This window comes from Fundicoccus sp. Sow4_H7 (assembly GCF_052115865.1).
Classification (GTDB): domain Bacteria; phylum Bacillota; class Bacilli; order Lactobacillales; family Aerococcaceae; genus Fundicoccus_A.
Genome location: NZ_JBQKME010000002.1, coordinates 1 through 18,072, shown reverse-complemented (window position 1 = coordinate 18,072; position 18,072 = coordinate 1). Strand labels below are relative to the sequence as shown.

At 34.2% G+C, this 18,072-nt stretch carries 17 protein-coding genes; 11 read left to right on the top strand and 6 right to left on the bottom strand.

The features are described 5' to 3' along the window. The first annotated feature begins 69 nt into the window (after positions 1-69). Together ACTQ54_RS02775 and ACTQ54_RS02770 are read left to right on the top strand one after the other, a co-directional pair. Positions 70-1,014 (top strand): VOC family protein, encoded by a 945-nt coding sequence (locus ACTQ54_RS02775; protein ID WP_441754456.1) that lies wholly within the window; start codon positions 70-72, stop codon positions 1,012-1,014. A 24-nt stretch (positions 1,015-1,038) separates the two neighbouring features. Next, positions 1,039-2,262, top strand: a complete 1,224-nt coding sequence (locus tag ACTQ54_RS02770; RefSeq protein ID WP_441754454.1) for an AI-2E family transporter — start codon at positions 1,039-1,041, stop codon at positions 2,260-2,262. A 61-nt stretch (positions 2,263-2,323) separates the two neighbouring features. On the opposite strand, the gene ACTQ54_RS02765 is transcribed toward ACTQ54_RS02770, so the two are convergent. Then, positions 2,324-2,992 carry a YggS family pyridoxal phosphate-dependent enzyme gene (locus ACTQ54_RS02765; RefSeq protein WP_441754452.1) on the bottom strand — a complete coding sequence of 223 codons (669 nt, stop codon included), beginning with the start codon at positions 2,990-2,992 and terminating at the stop codon, positions 2,324-2,326. A gap of 124 nt (positions 2,993-3,116) precedes the next feature. On the opposite strand from ACTQ54_RS02765, the gene ACTQ54_RS02760 reads away from it, so the two are divergent. Continuing rightward, positions 3,117-4,085, top strand: coding sequence for a hypothetical protein (locus tag ACTQ54_RS02760; RefSeq protein ID WP_441754450.1), 969 nt, complete (start codon positions 3,117-3,119; stop codon positions 4,083-4,085). A 278-nt stretch (positions 4,086-4,363) separates the two neighbouring features. Here ACTQ54_RS02760 and ACTQ54_RS02755 read toward each other — a convergent pair whose 3' ends face one another. Further along, the gene (locus ACTQ54_RS02755; RefSeq protein WP_441754448.1) at positions 4,364-5,908 is read right to left on the bottom strand and encodes a ClC family H(+)/Cl(-) exchange transporter; all 1,545 of its coding nucleotides are present in this window, start codon (positions 5,906-5,908) and stop codon (positions 4,364-4,366) included. Positions 5,909-5,997: 89 nt separating this feature from the next. Further along, positions 5,998-6,669 carry a TMEM164-related integral membrane acyltransferase gene (locus ACTQ54_RS02750; RefSeq protein WP_441754446.1) on the bottom strand — a complete coding sequence of 224 codons (672 nt, stop codon included), beginning with the start codon at positions 6,667-6,669 and terminating at the stop codon, positions 5,998-6,000. Between the two features lie 209 nt (positions 6,670-6,878). Here ACTQ54_RS02750 and ACTQ54_RS02745 point away from each other — a divergent pair, with 209 nt between their 5' ends. From ACTQ54_RS02745 to ACTQ54_RS02735, 3 genes are all read left to right on the top strand, one after another. Next, the gene (locus ACTQ54_RS02745; protein WP_441754444.1) at positions 6,879-8,840 is read left to right on the top strand and encodes a heavy metal translocating P-type ATPase; all 1,962 of its coding nucleotides are present in this window, start codon (positions 6,879-6,881) and stop codon (positions 8,838-8,840) included. Positions 8,841-9,013: 173 nt separating this feature from the next. Beyond that, on the top strand, positions 9,014-9,841 hold the full coding sequence (locus ACTQ54_RS02740) for an alpha/beta hydrolase (protein ID WP_441754442.1): 828 nt from the start codon (positions 9,014-9,016) through the stop codon (positions 9,839-9,841). A gap of 29 nt (positions 9,842-9,870) precedes the next feature. After that, complete coding sequence (locus tag ACTQ54_RS02735) at positions 9,871-10,365, top strand: ComE operon protein 2 (protein WP_441754440.1); 495 nt, start codon at positions 9,871-9,873, stop codon at positions 10,363-10,365. A gap of 48 nt (positions 10,366-10,413) precedes the next feature. On the opposite strand, the gene ACTQ54_RS02730 is transcribed toward ACTQ54_RS02735, so the two are convergent. Beyond that, on the bottom strand, positions 10,414-11,463 hold the full coding sequence (locus ACTQ54_RS02730; protein WP_441754438.1) for a peptidoglycan-binding protein: 1,050 nt from the start codon (positions 11,461-11,463) through the stop codon (positions 10,414-10,416). Positions 11,464-11,732: 269 nt separating this feature from the next. On the opposite strand from ACTQ54_RS02730, the gene ACTQ54_RS02725 reads away from it, so the two are divergent. After that, entirely contained in the window at positions 11,733-13,118 is a 1,386-nt protein-coding gene (locus ACTQ54_RS02725; RefSeq protein ID WP_441754436.1) for a L,D-transpeptidase family protein, read from the top strand. Positions 13,119-13,210: 92 nt separating this feature from the next. Here ACTQ54_RS02725 and ACTQ54_RS02720 read toward each other — a convergent pair whose 3' ends face one another. Next, on the bottom strand, positions 13,211-14,338 hold the full coding sequence (locus tag ACTQ54_RS02720) for an FUSC family protein (protein ID WP_441754434.1): 1,128 nt from the start codon (positions 14,336-14,338) through the stop codon (positions 13,211-13,213). Positions 14,339-14,526: 188 nt separating this feature from the next. Here ACTQ54_RS02720 and ACTQ54_RS02715 point away from each other — a divergent pair, with 188 nt between their 5' ends. Further along, entirely contained in the window at positions 14,527-14,982 is a 456-nt protein-coding gene (locus ACTQ54_RS02715; RefSeq protein WP_441754432.1) for a Fur family transcriptional regulator, read from the top strand. Between the two features lie 89 nt (positions 14,983-15,071). On the opposite strand, the gene trpS is transcribed toward ACTQ54_RS02715, so the two are convergent. Next, positions 15,072-16,076 (bottom strand): tryptophan--tRNA ligase, encoded by a 1,005-nt coding sequence (trpS, locus tag ACTQ54_RS02710; RefSeq protein WP_441754430.1) that lies wholly within the window; start codon positions 16,074-16,076, stop codon positions 15,072-15,074. Positions 16,077-16,557: 481 nt separating this feature from the next. Between trpS and spxA the strand changes: the two genes are divergently transcribed. The 3 genes from spxA to ACTQ54_RS02695 all read left to right on the top strand — a co-directional run. Beyond that, entirely contained in the window at positions 16,558-16,956 is a 399-nt protein-coding gene (gene spxA / locus ACTQ54_RS02705; protein WP_441754428.1) for a transcriptional regulator SpxA, read from the top strand. 150 nt (positions 16,957-17,106) lie between these two features. Further along, on the top strand, positions 17,107-17,862 hold the full coding sequence (locus ACTQ54_RS02700; protein ID WP_441754426.1) for a transposase: 756 nt from the start codon (positions 17,107-17,109) through the stop codon (positions 17,860-17,862). Positions 17,863-17,885: 23 nt separating this feature from the next. Then, a partial coding sequence (locus ACTQ54_RS02695) for an IS3 family transposase (protein WP_441754877.1) occupies positions 17,886-18,072 on the top strand: 187 nt, incomplete at its 3' end.

Below are 18,072 nucleotides of genomic sequence, written 5' to 3'. Positions count from 1 at the left end.
TCGTTTGTTTGCCAAATGCCCTTAAAATGATAAAATTGTTTTACAGAAAAATTTTAAAAGGAGTTCGGTATGATCACACAACATCATCATATATCGATGTTTTCACATAATTTAAAAGAAACAGATTATTTTTACCAACATGTATTAGGTTTGCGTCGTGTAAAAATATCTGTTAACCAGAATTTGCCAACCATGTATCATGTTTTTTATGGTGACCGTTTTGGAACAGCAGGAAATGATTTTACATTTTTTGACTATTCACATTCAGAAGCAAAAGTAGCGGGAACGAATGCTCATACTGGGATTGGCTTGTTAGTAGCTTCCGAAGCATCCTTGGATTATTGGCTAGAGCGATTAGAGAAATTTGACTATCAAGCTACGAAAGAAGATTATTATGGCGATAAAATAGTGGTTGTTTACGACCCAAGTGGGTTGAAATTGCAATTCTTTGTTAACACAAACGGCTACTTAGATTCATCTTGGGAACCATGGACAGGAAACGATGTTGACCCTGAGCATTTGATTCAAGGAATGGGACCCGTTGAAATCACCGTACGCGATAAAGATAAGTTAATCGAAACATTGACTTCACTCTTTGATTATCAGCTTGTAAGCAATGAAGCAACATTTGCGCGTTTAAGACTAAAGGCGGATTCTATTTTTGGAGAAATAAATATCATTGAATTACAAGGCCGAATTGAAAAAGTAGGCTCTGGTACTATCCATCATTTAGCTATCCATTTGGATGAAAGTTCATTGGATCGTATTGAAGAAGAACTCGTTCGGGTAGGTTTTAGACCAAAAGTATATGATCGCTTTTATTTTGCCAGTCTCTATTTTAGAGACCATAATGGTGTCATGTTTGAAGTCGTCGCTAAAGAAGCAGCAGGCTTTTTAGTGGATACAAATGAAGCACTCCTAGGTAAACAATTAGATCTACCACCATTTTTAGAAGAACGTAGACCAGAGTTAGAAAAATCATTAATGCCAATAGAAGATTGGATAACAGATTAATAACAGTTAATTGGAGGTATTTATTTGAGAAAAAGAGAGCTGATAACCATCTTAAATATCGCACTGATATTTATTGGGATTTTGATTGTGATTCATTGGAGTACAGTAGTGAGTTATATTGGGATTGTTTGGACAGTTATTTTCCCGCTTATTTTAGGCGGAATGATTGCTTTTGTTATTAATTTATTAATGCGAAAGTTTGAAAACCTACTATTTCCCAAAGCTGAGAGTAAGATAGCGAATAATGTGCGAAGACCATTAGCGATATTTCTTTCTTATGCAGTAATTATTTTCGTTTTTGCTCTAATTGTGATGCTCATTGTTCCACAATTAGTATCAGCTATATCGACATTGATTGAAGTATTGCCTTCTGTTATGACGCAGGTGGTGGATTGGATTGAAGCTCAAGAAGATTTAATTCCTTTAATAAGTGAATACACGGCTTCGATTGATTGGCAAAGTTTACTAACGAACATTATGTCTGCTGGTAATGAAATATTTCAAAGAGTAGCAAGTTCTTCGATGTCAATCCTTACAACTTCAGTCAGTGCTGTGACGAATTTAGTGTTAGCATTTATGTTCAGTTTGTATATTTTAATGTCAAAAGAAAAGCTACATCAACAATTTAACGACCTCATGTTAGCGTATTTGCCTGATAAATTGAGATATTTAGTTCATAATATTTTTAATTTAATGAATTATATTTTTTCAAAGTTTATTTCTGGAACATTAATTGAGGCCATTGTACTAGGCTTACTAGTTACAATTGGATTAAGTATTTTAAGAATTCCATATGCTACGATGTTGGGAGCCCTGCAAGGTTCATTAGCCTTTATTCCTATGGTCGGAGCAGTTCTTTCTGGGGCTATTGGATTTATTATTTTGCTTTCTGTATCGCCTACACAAGCGCTTATTTACCTAGTTTTTGTGATTATCGTTCAGCAATTTGAAGGAGACTTTATTTATCCTCGTATCGTAGGGGATGCGATCGGTTTACCTGGGATGTGGGTTTTATTTGCTGTAACGGTTGGTGGTGGCTTATTCGGTATTACAGGTATGCTATTGGGAGTACCGACGGTCGCTACGATATATAGTTTAATTGAAATTGACGTTCGTAATCGAAAAGAAGCCAAAGCAAAGTTGCCTAGTGATGATAGTCAAACCATTATAAGAAAGCCAAGAATTAAATTCCTTGAACCATTGCGAAGAGAATTATTAGCCGTTAAAGAAATCAAAGCACTTCAATAAGAGAATATGATTAAACCGCCATAGCGACTGTAATTACAGTTGTTATGGAGGTTTCTAGTTTTTATTCAATACCTTCAAACAAAGCCGTTCCTATACGGACAATCGTAGAACCTTCTTCTAAAGCAATCGGATAATCTTGCGTCATTCCCATACTTAATTCATTACATGGTGCAAAGGCGTAATTTTGTTTCTGTACTTCAAGCTGTAAGGCTTTCAGTTGAGAGAAATAGCTTCGTAATGCTTCTTCTGTTGCATCATAAGGTGCCATCGTCATCAATCCAACGATGTTAATTTTGTCGAAGCTTTCGAATAATGGGATTGACTTCAACAATTCCTCAGGAGTGAAACCTGCTTTTGTTTCCTCACCACTGATATTTACTTGAACAAAACAGTCGATCACATGATCGGCTCGTTTTTGGATTTCTTTGGCTAAGGACATCCGGTCCAATGAATGTAAATAGTCGATTTGGTTAATCATTGATTTGACAGGGCGGGTTTGTATACGACCGATAAAATGCCATTCAATCTTTCCATTCAGGTGTTTTAATTTTTCTTGTTTTTGCAAGAGGGCATCGGTGCGGTTTTCACCAAATGCTGTCACTCCTAATTCATATAAAGCTTCAATTGTTTCGGCATCAACCGATTTCGTTACAGCCAATAATTGTGCCTCAGGATTAATTTGTTTGATTTTTGACTTAATTGTTTCAAGGTTTTCAGCTAATTTTAACATTTTTTTCTCAACTTTCTATTTATTATTGAATAAAACACAATTTATTCAATCCTTTTTCAAATTGCTTTTATATTTATTGTATATGATGTATATATATGATAATACAAAATAGGAGCTGAATTCAATGTTGGAGATAAATGATAAAAACAAAGCAAAGATGCATCCGATTTTAAAACTATTAAAGGTAGTCAGTATTTTAGCCGTTTTATTGATTAATTTAGCCGTCATTCCGAATGCGAATGCCCAAAGTGAATCCTATCCTTATACTGTATCTGAATTTTATGAAGCTCTAAAATTTAACTTTTGGGGTGATCAAATCCCATTGTCCATTGAAATTAGTCCAAACTCTGACGATCCATCGACGGGCACAATAACATATGCTTCTCATAATCAAGGCATATCGCGATATGTTTATCCAATCAAAATAAATAACGTTGCGACTAAGACAATTGAAGTAACGGATTATTTAGGTGAAGTACGTAATGTCAATGTTAATACAGAAATAATTATTCATACGTCTACTCAGGAAGTTTCGATTCCTAGCAGTTATTTATTTGTTAATCGTAATGGAAGTTTAGCCTTAGCTACAACAGTTCCTGCATATTTAACGCAAACACTGTCAATGGATAGTTATTTTGAGCTCACACAGATAAGTGGTCCGATTTTATCGTCGGATTATGATATTTCTCATGCTGTTAACCAAGCGGACTGGACCAATGATTTTTACTATAATCATGTCAATATGCCAACTAAAGTTTCCGTTTCTTATAATACAGAAACAGACAATTTAGGATCAGTTACCTTCGAACTGGGAGAACGATCTGTGACTTATGAAGCAGTTTTTGAAACTATTCCGCAAGTTGACCTTCGGATGGAATCAACTTTGGCTGATGTGGAGCCTATCCGCTATATTAAAGCGAACACCCGTATTCGATTAAGTAACCCATCAAGCAATGATTTCCCGGCTGAACTAGCTAATGATCTGTTCATGTTCTACAATAAAAAAGAAGGCATTTCACTTGCTACAACATACTACTCAAGCAGTGGTTTAAGCAGTGACTACGACTTGAAAGCCGAAGCTGTCGCCCAATAAATATCTCTGTTATCGCAAAAGCAATATTGTAAAACAAAATGCATTAAAAAAACCGTCATGAACGCTGTTATAGCAGTATTCATGACGGTTTTTTTCTATATTTGCACTTACAATGAAAGGTTTATTCGTTTTTCTTGCATAGGTAGGAGTTTATGGACGATTTTATAGCTCGATTTCAAAACACCTCATAGCTTTTTGGAAATTCTATAACCCGTTTGCCAAACGCGTGTATCTTTTTCGGTTTAGGATGAATGCGTTCTGATATTTCTCACTTAGCTTTAAATAATATTTTCTTTTTGGAAATAACTAGAGACTTTTTCAGACATTTCAGCATTATGTACAACAATTAATTGATCGGCAACTTGTAACATGTCATTACCATTAGGTACGAATTCGTTGCCTTCACGGACAATACTAATAATTAGTAATTGAGTAGGGAAATGTAAATTTTCAATTTTTTCACCTGCAATATGCGAAGCAGGAGGTAATGTGAAGTTAGAAATAACGGTTTGTCGTTGATCGAGTACTTCTTCGTGGTTTGCGACAAGATGATTGTATAAAGTATGATAAATTGGTTGCACTTTTAAATAATCAGACACGAACAAAGCGATTAAAACAACAGTAGATATAGATAATAAATGATTAAAGGAACCTGTCATCTCAGTTACTAAAACAATAGACATTAATGGGGCGCGCACAACTGCTGCTAAAACAGCTGCCATACCTAAAATGATAAAGTTTGTTTCAAAATCACCGATATTTATTAGTGAATTTAATGAGTTAAAGAATAGTGCACCTGTTGTTGCTCCCAGTACAAGAACAGGTAAAAAAATACCTCCTTGAGCACCGCTACTAAATGAAATGGCTGTAAAAGTTAGTTTAGTGACCAATAGGATTCCTAACAAAACTAATGAAAATTCTTCTGCAACTATTTCTTCAACTAAGTGATGTCCTCCACCTAAAATATAGTCAAATTTTTGACCAACAATGAAGACTAAGATAAATAAAATACTAAATATCACAAATGGTGAAACGTTCAATTTGCTATAAAATTTACGCGTTACATCAAGTAATAAGTTAAATGAACAGCCAATCAATCCTGCTAAAATTCCTAGCAAAATAACCCAATGTAACTCTTCAATCGGTAAGTTTCGCACAACTCTAAATGAAAATGCCGGTTCCATCCCTAATAATCTAAATGAGAGGAAATTAGCAGTTAAACTTGCAATAATCGTAGGAATCATTATATATTTTGACAAACTACTGTAGAGCTCTTCCAAAACAAATAATACTCCTGCTAAGGGAGCATTAAAAGCAGCAGCGAGACCTGCGGCAGAACCAGCAGAAATCAAATAATGTAGTTCTAACTTGTTTCGTTTAAAAAGTTGGCCTATCAGTTTAGCAACTGTTCCACCTAGCTGAATAGAAGGACCTTCACGACCTAAACTTAAACCTACGAAGTTATTAATACTTCCACCGATAAACTTACTCACAATTGTTGGCAGAGTTTCAGCTTCGATGCGGCCTAAAAGTTCCGCATGAATTTGCGGAATACCGGAACCGCTAGAAAAAGGAGCCCATTTTAGAAGGACTACTACTATGTAAGCTAATAATATGAGTATTGGAATGGCTAAAAAGGCTGTGAAAGTTGTCTGATTATGCAAGACAAGTTGACGTAAATCATCCATATAACTTAAAGCCAAACGATAAACAATGGCTATTGAACCAGAAAACACGCCAACTAACAAACCTTCCCAAATTAGCCGGCTTTCTAGTTCACCTGATTGATGATCTACAATAACAGATGTTTTTTGTGATTCCATACTGTCTCCAATCGTTAAATGTATTTATATAAAAAAAGAATCCTACTTGTTCTCAAGTGGATTGTAGAAATATTTTATAGAAAAAAACTTTATTTGTAAAATAATTTGTATATTAATTTATATAAAAACTCTAATAAATAAAAAATAACAAAACTTAGCACAATCGAAGCAGGTACATAAATAATATCGGGTGTTGCAGGGAATATCGGCTTACGTGTTAAGTAAAAATAATTTCCATCAATTAGTGGATTTAAAAAAGATACAAAGATGACATAAATAGCTAAAATACTTATGGCAAAAAATTTATCTTTTTTATCTAATTTCATGTCATAAGCAAAAATAGCATAATATGGCAGTAATAATGTTATGACATGATTGGTTAAGAAACTAATCCCAAGAGGGTGTGTGATATGCTGGACTTCAGTCGGAACAGCAAAACTTAACCATGCAAAGCCACTAAAATAGAAAAATAATGGAAATAAACGTTTATCTTTAGTAATGAGAAATATGATGCCGAGAATAGTATTGATTCGACTAATATGTAAGGGAAGAGAATCACCTAATGTAAAATTCCCAGTCGCAATGTAAGTTCCATAAAGTAATATTTGTTGTGCGATACTGATTATTAGTATCGTTGGTGTTAACCAATCAAGATATTGTTTAATATTTCGATTGAATTTAAACAATATAATGGCAAAAATGGCTAAAATTAAAATGTAAATCCAATGATCCAAACTAAATAAGCTAATATAGTCTGTCATAAAATACCGCCTTTTTATTTAAATTAGTCAAGCAGATTTATTTTAACAAATGCTTTTTAGAAAAACAAAAATAATAACAAAAGACAGTAAATCGTAATTATTATGATTCAATAAAATAATAAATATCACTTGAAAAAGTATAACTTTCAGTATATAATTCAATTAAACGATTAAACGAATGTTTAATTGAAAGATTTTGGAGGAATTTTATGCATCCACATGAAGCTGAAAATATTCAATCAAAGACTATACATCAACAAGATCACAACCATGAACATGATCATAATCATAATCATAATCATAATCACGGTAAATTACCGCTTATAATGTATTTAGTAGGTTTATTCCTAGCAATTGTTGCTTTATTTTTAAATGAGAATTATTTATTTTTAAAAAATTTATTATTTGTTCTTTCGACTATATTAACTGCCTACCATGTTGTTATTCTTGAAGGTGTAGGAGAAACGATTGGTAACACTAAGTTAAAAGGACATTTTTCTCCTAATTCCCATATTTTGATGGGATTAGCAGCATTAGGTGCCATTATTTTAGGTAATTATTGGGAAGCGACCTTATTGATGTTAATTTTTGCTGGCGCGCATTTCCTTGAAGAGTATGCAGAAGGGCGGAGTCGTCGTGAAATTACTCAACTTCTAGAAATGAATCCAACCAGTGCTCGTTTGATTTTAGAAGACGGCCAAATTGATGAAGTAGAAGTTGAACAATTAAAATTAAAAGATCAATTGAAAGTTTTAAATGGTGATCAAATACCAATTGATGGCGTTATTATTAGTGGATCTACCTCTATTAATGAAGCAGCGATCAATGGAGAGAGTATCCCTGCTGAAAAAGAAGCGGGTGATTCAGTCTATGCCGGGACAATTAACGGCAATGGTAGTTTTACCATGGAAGTCACCAAGTTGGCTGGCGATACTGTCTTTTCAAAGATTATTGATTTGGTTAATCAAAATCAAAATAATCAAACAAAAATTGCAGGAATTATTGATCGGTTTGAGCCGATTTATGTTAATTTTGTCATTGTAGCAATCTTATTGATCATGTTTGTGAGTCCATTATTTCTTGATTGGAGTTTTACTGAAAGCACAGAGATGGGCTTGGTATTGCTAGTAGCGGCATCACCTTGTGCTTTAGCTGCTGCGACTGTTTCAGCAACACTTTCAGCAAGTTCTAATTTAGCTAAGCAGGGCGTTTTATCTAAGGGAAGTGCTTATTTATCGGCATTTGGCAACATTAAAGCGATTGCTTTTGATAAAACAGGTACTTTAACTAAAGGGAAGCCACAAGTAACAGATTATTATTTTGATCGTAAAGCAATTGATGAGGCCTTTATAATTGATATAGTGATTGCGATGGAAAATCAATCGAACCATCCCTTAGCAGATGCTATTCTAGAAAAATTTACAGCAAGTAATCAATACGACTTGCAAGTAACCAATCAAACTGGTAAAGGTTTAACGGCTGATTATTCAGGTAAAAATTATCGCATTGGTAAACCAACGACATTTAATCAAGTCCCAGCTGATATTGAGTCTCAGGCTGACAGACTATCTAAAGAAGGTAAGACAGTCGTTTTTGTCAGTGTGGATGAAGCTGTTATTGGTTATATTGCTTTAATGGATACCGTAAAAGAAAATGCGGCTGAAGCAATTCAATATTTTAATGACCAAGAGATTCATACCGTATTGATTACTGGAGACTCTGAGCTAACAGGTCAAGCAGTGGGGCAACAGTTACAAATGGATCGCGTGATTGCAAATGTTTTACCTGAAGAAAAATCCAATATTATAAATGACTTAAAAGTACAATATGGTAGCACGACCATGATAGGGGACGGAGTCAATGATGCACCCGCTTTAGTAAATGCCGATGTCGGAATGGCTATGGGGCAGGGGACAGATGTCGCTGTAGAAGTTTCAGATATTGTTTTAATGCAAGATGACTTAAGTAAGACCGTTTATACGCATAAAGTTTCTCAAGTGATGAACAAAGTCATTTGGCAAAATATTATTTTTTCTATGGCGGTTGTTATATTTTTAGTTGGCGTTACTTTACTAGGTTTAACGGATATGGCTATTAGCGTCATTATTCATGAAGGTAGTACGTTAGTCGTTATTTTAAACGGTTTACGCCTTTTAAGAACAATTAAATAATTTAAAGTCTTAAGTTATTAAAAACAGAAATCACTATTTCATTTATGAGTGATTTCTGTTTTTTTGCTATAAGCAGTGATATTTATTAAAAGAATATTTGTTGAATGGATGGTTCAATGATATGATATGAATAATTTATGAATGCTTTAGCGAATCGAGATAGGAGCACGAAAATGGCGCAGAAATTCAATCATTATTTAAAATTAGATACACATTATTTACATTTGCCAAACAAGCAAGAAAAAAGACGCGTACGTGTATTGCTACCAAAAGATTACGATAAAGATACGTGGGCGACTTATCCGGTTGTGTATATGCATGATGGGCAAAATGTTTTTTATAGTAAAGAATCGTATTCGGGTTATTCTTGGAAAGTTATTCCTACCCTCAAAAAATATACCAACTTACCTAAAATGATTATTGTTGGGATTGACAATGGTGGCGAAAAACGGCTGGATGAATATGGACCATGGCAAACAGACTTGGCAAAGTTTGGATCAAGCCAAGCGATTGGTGGGGCTGGGATGGCTTATGCAGAGTGGGTTGTTGACCAGGTAAAACCTTATATCGACTCCCATTACCGAACTAAAATAGATCCAAGACACACCTTGCTAGCTGGTAGTTCAATGGGAGGCCTAATTACCGCTTATATGGGGTCTGCATATCCTGATATTTTTGGTAGTATCGGTGTATTTTCTCTTGCATCTTGGTTTAGCCAAAGGAATTTTATTGATTTTATTAGCCATCATCCGCTGCCTAGTCAAAATAAAATATATATTCAAGTTGGAACCAATGAAGGTGATGAAGTAGATGCTTCGATGTTAGACGGCAAAGTTAACCAAGTTTATATTGATAGTTCATTAGCTTATTATCAAACTCTCTTGCGTCAAGGAGTAGAACTGGACCAAATTTGGTTACGGATATTAGCCGATGAAACACACCATGAAAAATATTGGGCTGATCACTTTATGGAATTCTTATTTTTTGCTTTTAATGAATAAATATCACATGAATGAAAGGAGGAAATGCTTTGGTTGAACGCATTCCATGGAATCAATATTTTTTATCCCAAAGCCTAGTTCTAGCTCAAAGAAGTACTTGTGAACGTTTGATGGTAGGAGCTGTTATTGTTAGAGAGCAACGGATGATTGCAGGAGGGTATAATGGATCTGTTAGTGGTGAAGATCACTGCAGTCAAGTTGGCTGTTATTTGGAAAATGGTCGCTGTGTTCGCACGGTTCATGCAGAAATGAATGCCATTATTCAATGCAGTAAATTTGGAGCCAGTACTCAAGGGGCAGATATTTACGTGACACATTTTCCTTGTTTGAAATGTACTCAGGCGATTATTCAAGCTGGGATTAAACGGATTGTCTATTTATATGATTATCATAATCATGATTATGCGAAGAAACTCATCCAACAAGCAGGTATCGAGGTATATAAAGAAGCATTGTCTAATGATATTTTTCAACAACTATCGGTGTTTAATGATACCAATCGCGAAAAAGAAAAAAATGCATAATAAAAAAGGGAAGAGCCGCTGTGGTTCTTCCCTTTTAATGTATTTAAATTATTTGTTTGCTGCGTCAACAATTGCTTGAATGTAGCCATTAGCGTCAACTAATGTTGCACCAGAAATAACATCTGCTACATTGCCTTCTTCGCCTAAACCATCTAATTCAGCAATGGCTTCTTCTAATTCAGCGATTGTTTTTCCAGCAACGAATTCTGAAATAGCTGAAATGCTATCTAAGTATGTAACTGTTGAACCTGCATGTTCTGTCATCATTGCAGAGTATCCTTCCGAATCAACTAATTTTGAAACTAAAATATTGTTTTCAGGATAGTTTTCACCGAATTTTGAATCAGAGTTAGGAACACCTGTCCAACCTTCGCCTTCTACATATTGGAATTCATCAATGATACCACTTAAAACAGTATCACCATCAACAACTGCAGTCGCAATTGCGAATGAACGATTACCATGTGGTGAAGCTAAAGTTTGTTTAATTTCAACATTTTCGCCATCAGCGATTGCAAAATCAATGCCTTCATTAGCAATATCTAAAATTAATTGTAAATATCCAGAAGAATCTACAAGAGTTGCACCAGAAATAACGTCAGCAACGCTTCCGTCTTCACCTAAACCTTCTAATTCTGTGATTGCTTCTTCAACTTCAGCAATTGTTTTACCAGTTACAAAATCTTCGATAGCAGCTAAATTATCTATATAAGATACTGTTGAAGCAGCATGTTCTTCCATTAAAGCTGAGTATCCATCGTTATTTTCACGCTTGCTGATTAAAGAAAATCCTTCAGGATAGTTTTCGCCAAAGCCAGCATCAGAGTTTGGAACACCAGTCCAATCTTCACCTTCAACATATTGGAACTCGTCTAAATAAACATCCGCAATTGTATCACCGTTTAATACAACAACAGCTGATCCAAATGATTGATTACCATGTGGTGCACCATAACCAATTCGAACAGTTAAACCTTCTTCTTGAGCTTGTACAATTGTAGGTGTAACATTTGTAAATGTAATAGCTGACATTGCAACAGGAGCAGATAATAAAACTGAAGTTAATAGACTAACGCCGATAAATTTAATTTTTTTCATAAGATGACTCCTTTGTTTTTTGTATAAATATATTATATAACATCTCGTGAATAATTGCACTATATAAATTCGTATCTTAATCATATTCTAACCTACCATCTATTAAAGATGGTTGAAAGCTTCGTTATGTAGATTTAATATCATCTGATCTTCCCTAAAACAATCATTATTTAATATATTTAATGGTTAAAAACGACATATAACTTTTAAAGATGGGGCGTAGTAAGGTATAATTATATTAATTAGGGACAAATTATGGGGGATTTTTAATGGATAGAAAACAATTTAAGCCTGTTTATGGACTGATTGCTTTACTTGTGCTCTTAGTTGTTATTTATTTTGCGGGGGTTTGGTATTATCAATCTCGCTTTTTACCCAATACGCAAGTTAATACAATTTCAATAGCTAGTGAATCAGTGGATTCAGCCCAAGAAAAAATCAATCAACAATTAAAAGATACGGAAATAACATTTTCGGAAGATGATAATACACTTGGTTTTATCAGTCTTGAACAAGTGGGAGTAAATTTTGATGCGCGAGAACAATTAGATAATTTACTAGCTGAACAATCGGCATTTGCATGGCCACTAAACTTATTAAGACTGCATGGCAGCAAATTAAATAACGCTGATTTAATCAGCTATGATCAAGCACTTATGAATGGGCTGATTCAAAGTTTAAATGTTGATAACAGCAGTCGAAATGCGTCAGTCGATGCTCATATTCAAAATGACGGGGATAATGGTTACCAACTTATTCCTGAAGTTCAAGGGAATCAAATCGATGTGATTTCGCTAAGTAAAAGTTTATCCAACCATGTTTTAGAAAAAGAAAATAATGTAGATTTAACAACAGCATATATTAAACCAAATCAATATCAAGACGACGAAGTATTAACTTCACTAATGTCTCAACTTGATATAATGCAAAACACTGAAATTGTGCTAGAGTTTGATAATAATGAGGTTGAAATTCCTAAAAATGAAATTGCAAGTTGGATTACGATTGATGAAAGTAATAATCCAGTCATTGATCAAGAATTAGTTGAAGAATATATCTTGTCACTAAATAGAGAATACGCTAGCCTATTCCAACCATCTACTTTTAATAGTACCTACTCAGGTGAAATAACAATTGAACCGGGGACTTATGGATGGTATATTGATCGTTTTGGGGAAGCAGAAGAAATTATTGCTAACTTGAATGCAGGTGGTTCTTACCGTAGAGAACCAATTATTGGGGGAAGTGGCTATATGACTGATTCCTATTATGGAAATAGTTATGTTGAAGTTTCTATTCCTCATCAAACCATGTGGATTTATGTGAATGGTGAATTAGTGATTGAAACACCGATTGTTTCTGGTCTGCCTGGAACAAGCACTGTGCCTGGCTCATATCAAGTTTGGCTTAAGGAGGTTGATTCAACGTTAACCGGCTATAATCCGAATACTGAATTAGATTATGAAGTTCCAGTGGACTATTGGATTGCTTTCGACGACCAAGCCCAAGGTATTCATGATGCCAGTTGGCAAGCTTCATTTGGTGGTTCTGCCTATTTAGATGGCGGATCACTTGGTTGTATCAATACACCTCCTGCCATCATGGGTGACGTCTTTGAAACTGTTTATATAGGAATGCCTGTAATTGTCTATTAGTATTTTCGAAAAAAAGAACTTGTCAGCCTTTGGGGAAAGGGATGACAGGTTCTTTTATATTTTTAACTGATTTTATTTTGCAGTCTATTTCATTAATGATTGTCAAACACATGATCGTAAGAAACGTCATAGCCTTTGACTTCTTGTTTATAGATACGAATGATACGGTTTAATTTATGCAAGGCTTCTTCGTATTTATAAATAGCAGACATAATGTGGATGATACCATTGCAATCAAATGAATCATCTCCGTCCTCCAAGTTATCAAGTTTAAACCAAACTTCATCAAAAAATTTATTGACGTAATTTTTACGATAATCTGGAGTGATCCTCATAAAATTAACATTTTCGGGAGCAATCTTACCACTCAATTTCATCATGATTTGTTCATGGGCAGTGAGTAAGATTTCGATGCGCTCACGAATCATAATTCGTAATTCGTCTGGAAAATTATTGTAGAGATAATCATTTTTATGTAATACTTCACTTAAATCAACCGTTGTTTGAATGGTATTCATAAGGTGTCTATAAACAACTAATTTCTTAGACAATTTATAACGATTTTTCTTGGTGAGGACTAATTCATTACTAATTAATTCATATAAAGAGCTTAAGCGCAATAATTGTCCACGACTCCAACGGATATCACGCTTCATCAAGAAGTAATCAGTATTTTTACGTAAGCTAGCCCGAATTAATATTAAAGTTTCTGACGTTAAATATTCTAAAACTTGATAAAAACTAGAATCATATTTAGGTGGGTAGACAATCCAGTTAACGATAAACGATACAAGGACACCGATAAATGTTTCTAAAACTCTATTAATTGCGACAGCTACATAATTTTGATCTTCACTCAACATAATAACCACAACGGTTACACAGGCCAAGCCAATCATATCATTTAGATTTAAGGCTGTTAGGACAGCTATTGTTAAAATACAGGCAATACCTACATAGATATAAGGAGGTATTGGTGTGGAAATGAAGATATAGATCATGATAATACTAATGATACCGCCAATAGCAAATGAAGTTGTTCGACTAATCAAGGTTTCATATGACTTCCTGATTGAAGGCATGGTTGAAAGTACAGCAGCTATACCAGCTAGGCCTCCACTTGCGTGCGGAAGAAAGGTCACCGCAAGGAAAATTGAAATGGCGACAGATAAACCAGTTTTAATAATACGTGGACCGATTTTTACAGTTCTGAGTTTCATTTTATACTCCTAACTCATTGTTTAATATTGTAAATTAATCATATACTATTAATTTACAATTTCAAGCAAGTCAATTTAATTTTTTAGAAAATATATTACAAACTTATTAATCTTAAGAAGCTCATAGCCAGATAGGAGAAAAGTTTGATATAATGGGTAAAATGATTTAATAACTAGGAAGTGATCTCATGTCAATATCACATTCAGAAAACGACTTATCAACCGAAGAAAATTTATTCAATGATGTCATTGATAAGTTAAGGTCAAAAAATATACGTATTACAGCTCAAAGAGAAGCCATTATAAAGTACTTGATAAGTAGCGAATCACATCCATCTGCTGAACAGATTTATCAAGATTTATTACCGGAACATCGTGGTATGAGTTTGGCAACGGTTTATAATAATTTAAAAACACTTGTTGATGAAGGTTTTGTCTATGAAATGAAATTTTCAGATATTACTAGCCGCTACGACTTTGTTAAGCATGAACATGGTCATATTATTTGTTCGAATTGTGGGCGAGTAGCAGACTTTGATATCCCAAATGTTCAAGATATATTAACAGACGCACGTGAGCAAACGAATTATTTAGTTAAAGGTATGAACCTAGAAATACAAGGAATCTGTGAAGACTGTCAATAACAAAATGAAGATAACATTTAAATACAAAAGACGGCAATTGATGAGGAACCACCTTATCAATTGCCGTCTTTTACTTTATTGTCGATTTTTTATACATACAAACTAGGCTTATAAGTTAAACCAATTGCACGTTCCATTCGGCTTAAAGTTCGTGTTGCTGTTTCGTTAGCCGCCTTAGCACCATCAATAAGAATATCAGTTAATTCCTGGTTATCGATTAAACGATAGTATTTTTGTTGAATTGGTTCAAGTACAGCGACCACTTGATCAGCCACATCCGATTTAAACTTACCGTAGCCAGCTGAATGGTATTCATTGACTAAATCATCGATAGAACGACCACTTAAAGCAGAATAAATATCTAGTAAATTACTAATAGCGGCTTGGTTCTCTTTATCATAGTTAACTTCACCAACTGAGTCAGTAACAGCACTTTTGATTTTTTTAATAATCGTTTTTGGCTCATCTAACATAGAGATGAAACCACGAGTATTGACATCTGACTTACTCATTTTACTTGTTGGATCTTGTAGACTTAGGATGCGACCTCCGCTTGATGGAATCATTGGTTCAGGTTTAACGAGTAAATCCTTTCCATAGCGATTATTGAAGCGATCTACAAAATTACGTGTTAATTCCAAATGTTGTTTTTGATCTTCACCAACAGGAATGTACTGTGCATCATATAAGACAATATCTGCAACCATCAAAGCAGGATAAGATAATAATCCAGCACTTACTAGTTCTTGTTTTTGCGCCTTATCTTTAAATTGCGTCATACGCTCTAATTCGCCTAAACCTGTTTGACACAGTACAAGCCAAGCTGCTTGTGCATGAGCAGGAACATCTGATTGAATAAAAATAATTGATTTATTTGGATCTAAACCAATAGCTACATAAAGAGCAGCAATCATTCGTGTTGATTGGGATAATGTTTTGGGATCTTGATAAACCGTAATGGCATGTTGGTTAACAATACAGTAGGTCGTATCATAATCATCTTGAAGATCAACGAACCCTTTCATTGCTCCAATATAATTTCCGATTGTCGGAATACCTGAAGGCTGAACGCCTGAAAAAACAGTTGGTTTCATGGAAAATGCCTCATTTCGTCATAATCATTAGTAGTATTATCATATCATAAAATTGAATTAATTTGAGATTTTCCATCAGAAAATTATATTTATTAGAGAAAATCATAAATATTAGATATATAAATCTTATTTTAAATGGAGAGTATACTGAAAATAATATAATAATTTTTATAGACTTTTCATTACAAAGGCTTTCAAATCAACTGAAAACGCATTTATGTAATATGAGTAATGTTTTATTGACTTAACTAAGTAACAATGTATAGCATAAAATTATCTAATATTAAATATGCTAATAAAGGGAAAGTTCAAAAAAAGCTTGTATATCAACAAAATCGATGATATAATATATTTGTATTAATTAAGAAGCTATACTAAAATTTAAAAATATTTAATAGCATCTTAAGAATACAACGCACGTTTTAAAATTAAGAAGCTAGGCAACGTTACATTTTTAGTCAACTAGAAAGGAAGATTCTTTATGGTAACATTGTACGTCACGCCAAGCTGCACGTCTTGTAGGAAAGCACGCGCATGGTTAGAAGAGCACTCTATTCCTTATGTTGAAAGAAATATTTTCACCGAACCACTTTCGCTAACTGAAATTAAAGAAATTTTACGTATGACGGAAGAAGGAACAGAGGATATTATTTCTACTCGTTCGAAAGCCTACTCTGAATTGGATGTCGAAATTAGTGAATTACCACTTAATGATTTTTTCAAAATGGTACAAGACCAACCGGGATTATTACGCAGACCTATTATGATTGATGAAAAAAGATTACAAATAGGTTTTAATGAAGATGAAATTCGTAGATTTTTACCTCGTGAGGTAAGAGCTCTTGAACTACAAAAAGCACGTGCATTAGTTAATGAATAATATATGAAGAAGGACTGTAAAGTCCTTCTTTGTGGTTCTCTGTCAAATAAGGTTGATGAATAATTTTTTATAGGTCAAGCCACATTTTTATTGATATGCTCCCCCTAAAGTAGACGCTGAAAAAGTAAAACTACTTTTGGGGGAGTTTTTATGCGTTCAAATAGTAAACATACGTGGGAAGAATTGGAAAGATTTATTCGATTGTATTTAGAGGATGGGAAAAGTTTTAGAGAATTAAGTGAAGAATATGGATTATTACTGTCTGAATCTGCTTTCATTCACAAAGTACTCAAATACCAAAAACATGGGCTATTAGGTATCCAACCTAAGTCAAACAATAACCATTACTCCAAAGCATTTAAAGAAGCCATTGTTCAAGAATATTATGATGGAAGTATCTCTATCCGAGAACTCGCACGTAAATATAATATTCCAGCGTATTCTACTGTCAGGCAGTGGATAATAAAGTATACTAATGGGGAAGAAAATAGGAGCTACACTCCAAAACCCGAGGTGTATACAATGAAAGGTCAGAAAAAAACACAGGATGAAAAGATTCAGATTGTCAAAGACTATCTAACTCATGGATTATCTTATAAAGATACGGCTGAAAAATATCAGGTGTCTTATAATAACGTCTATGCATGGGTTCAGAAATACAAACAACATGGCCCAGACGGACTCGGTGATGGACGCGGACGTGGAAAACCGAACACCATCCAAACAGATGAAGAAAAATTGCGTGCAGAAATTACTGAGATTAAAGCGCGTAATGGATATTTAGAAGCAGAAAATGCCGCCTTAAAAAAGTTAAAAGAAGTAGAAAGAGAGTTGATGTTACGCAAACACGGTTTGAAGCAGAATACCAAACGGTCAAAGAACTCCAAAGAGAAGGATACAAAGTAGCCCATTTATGTGAAGTCTTAGGCATCAGTCGTTCGGGTTACTATAAGTGGCTAAACCGAACACCAACCGCCTCTGAAAAGCGTCTAAGACAGCTGATTGAATGGATTGTTCAAGTTTATGAAGATCAGAAAGGTATTTATGGATACCGTCGTATAACGATCTATTTAAATCATTTTCTAAATGCTAAGGTAAACCACAAATGTGTCCAAC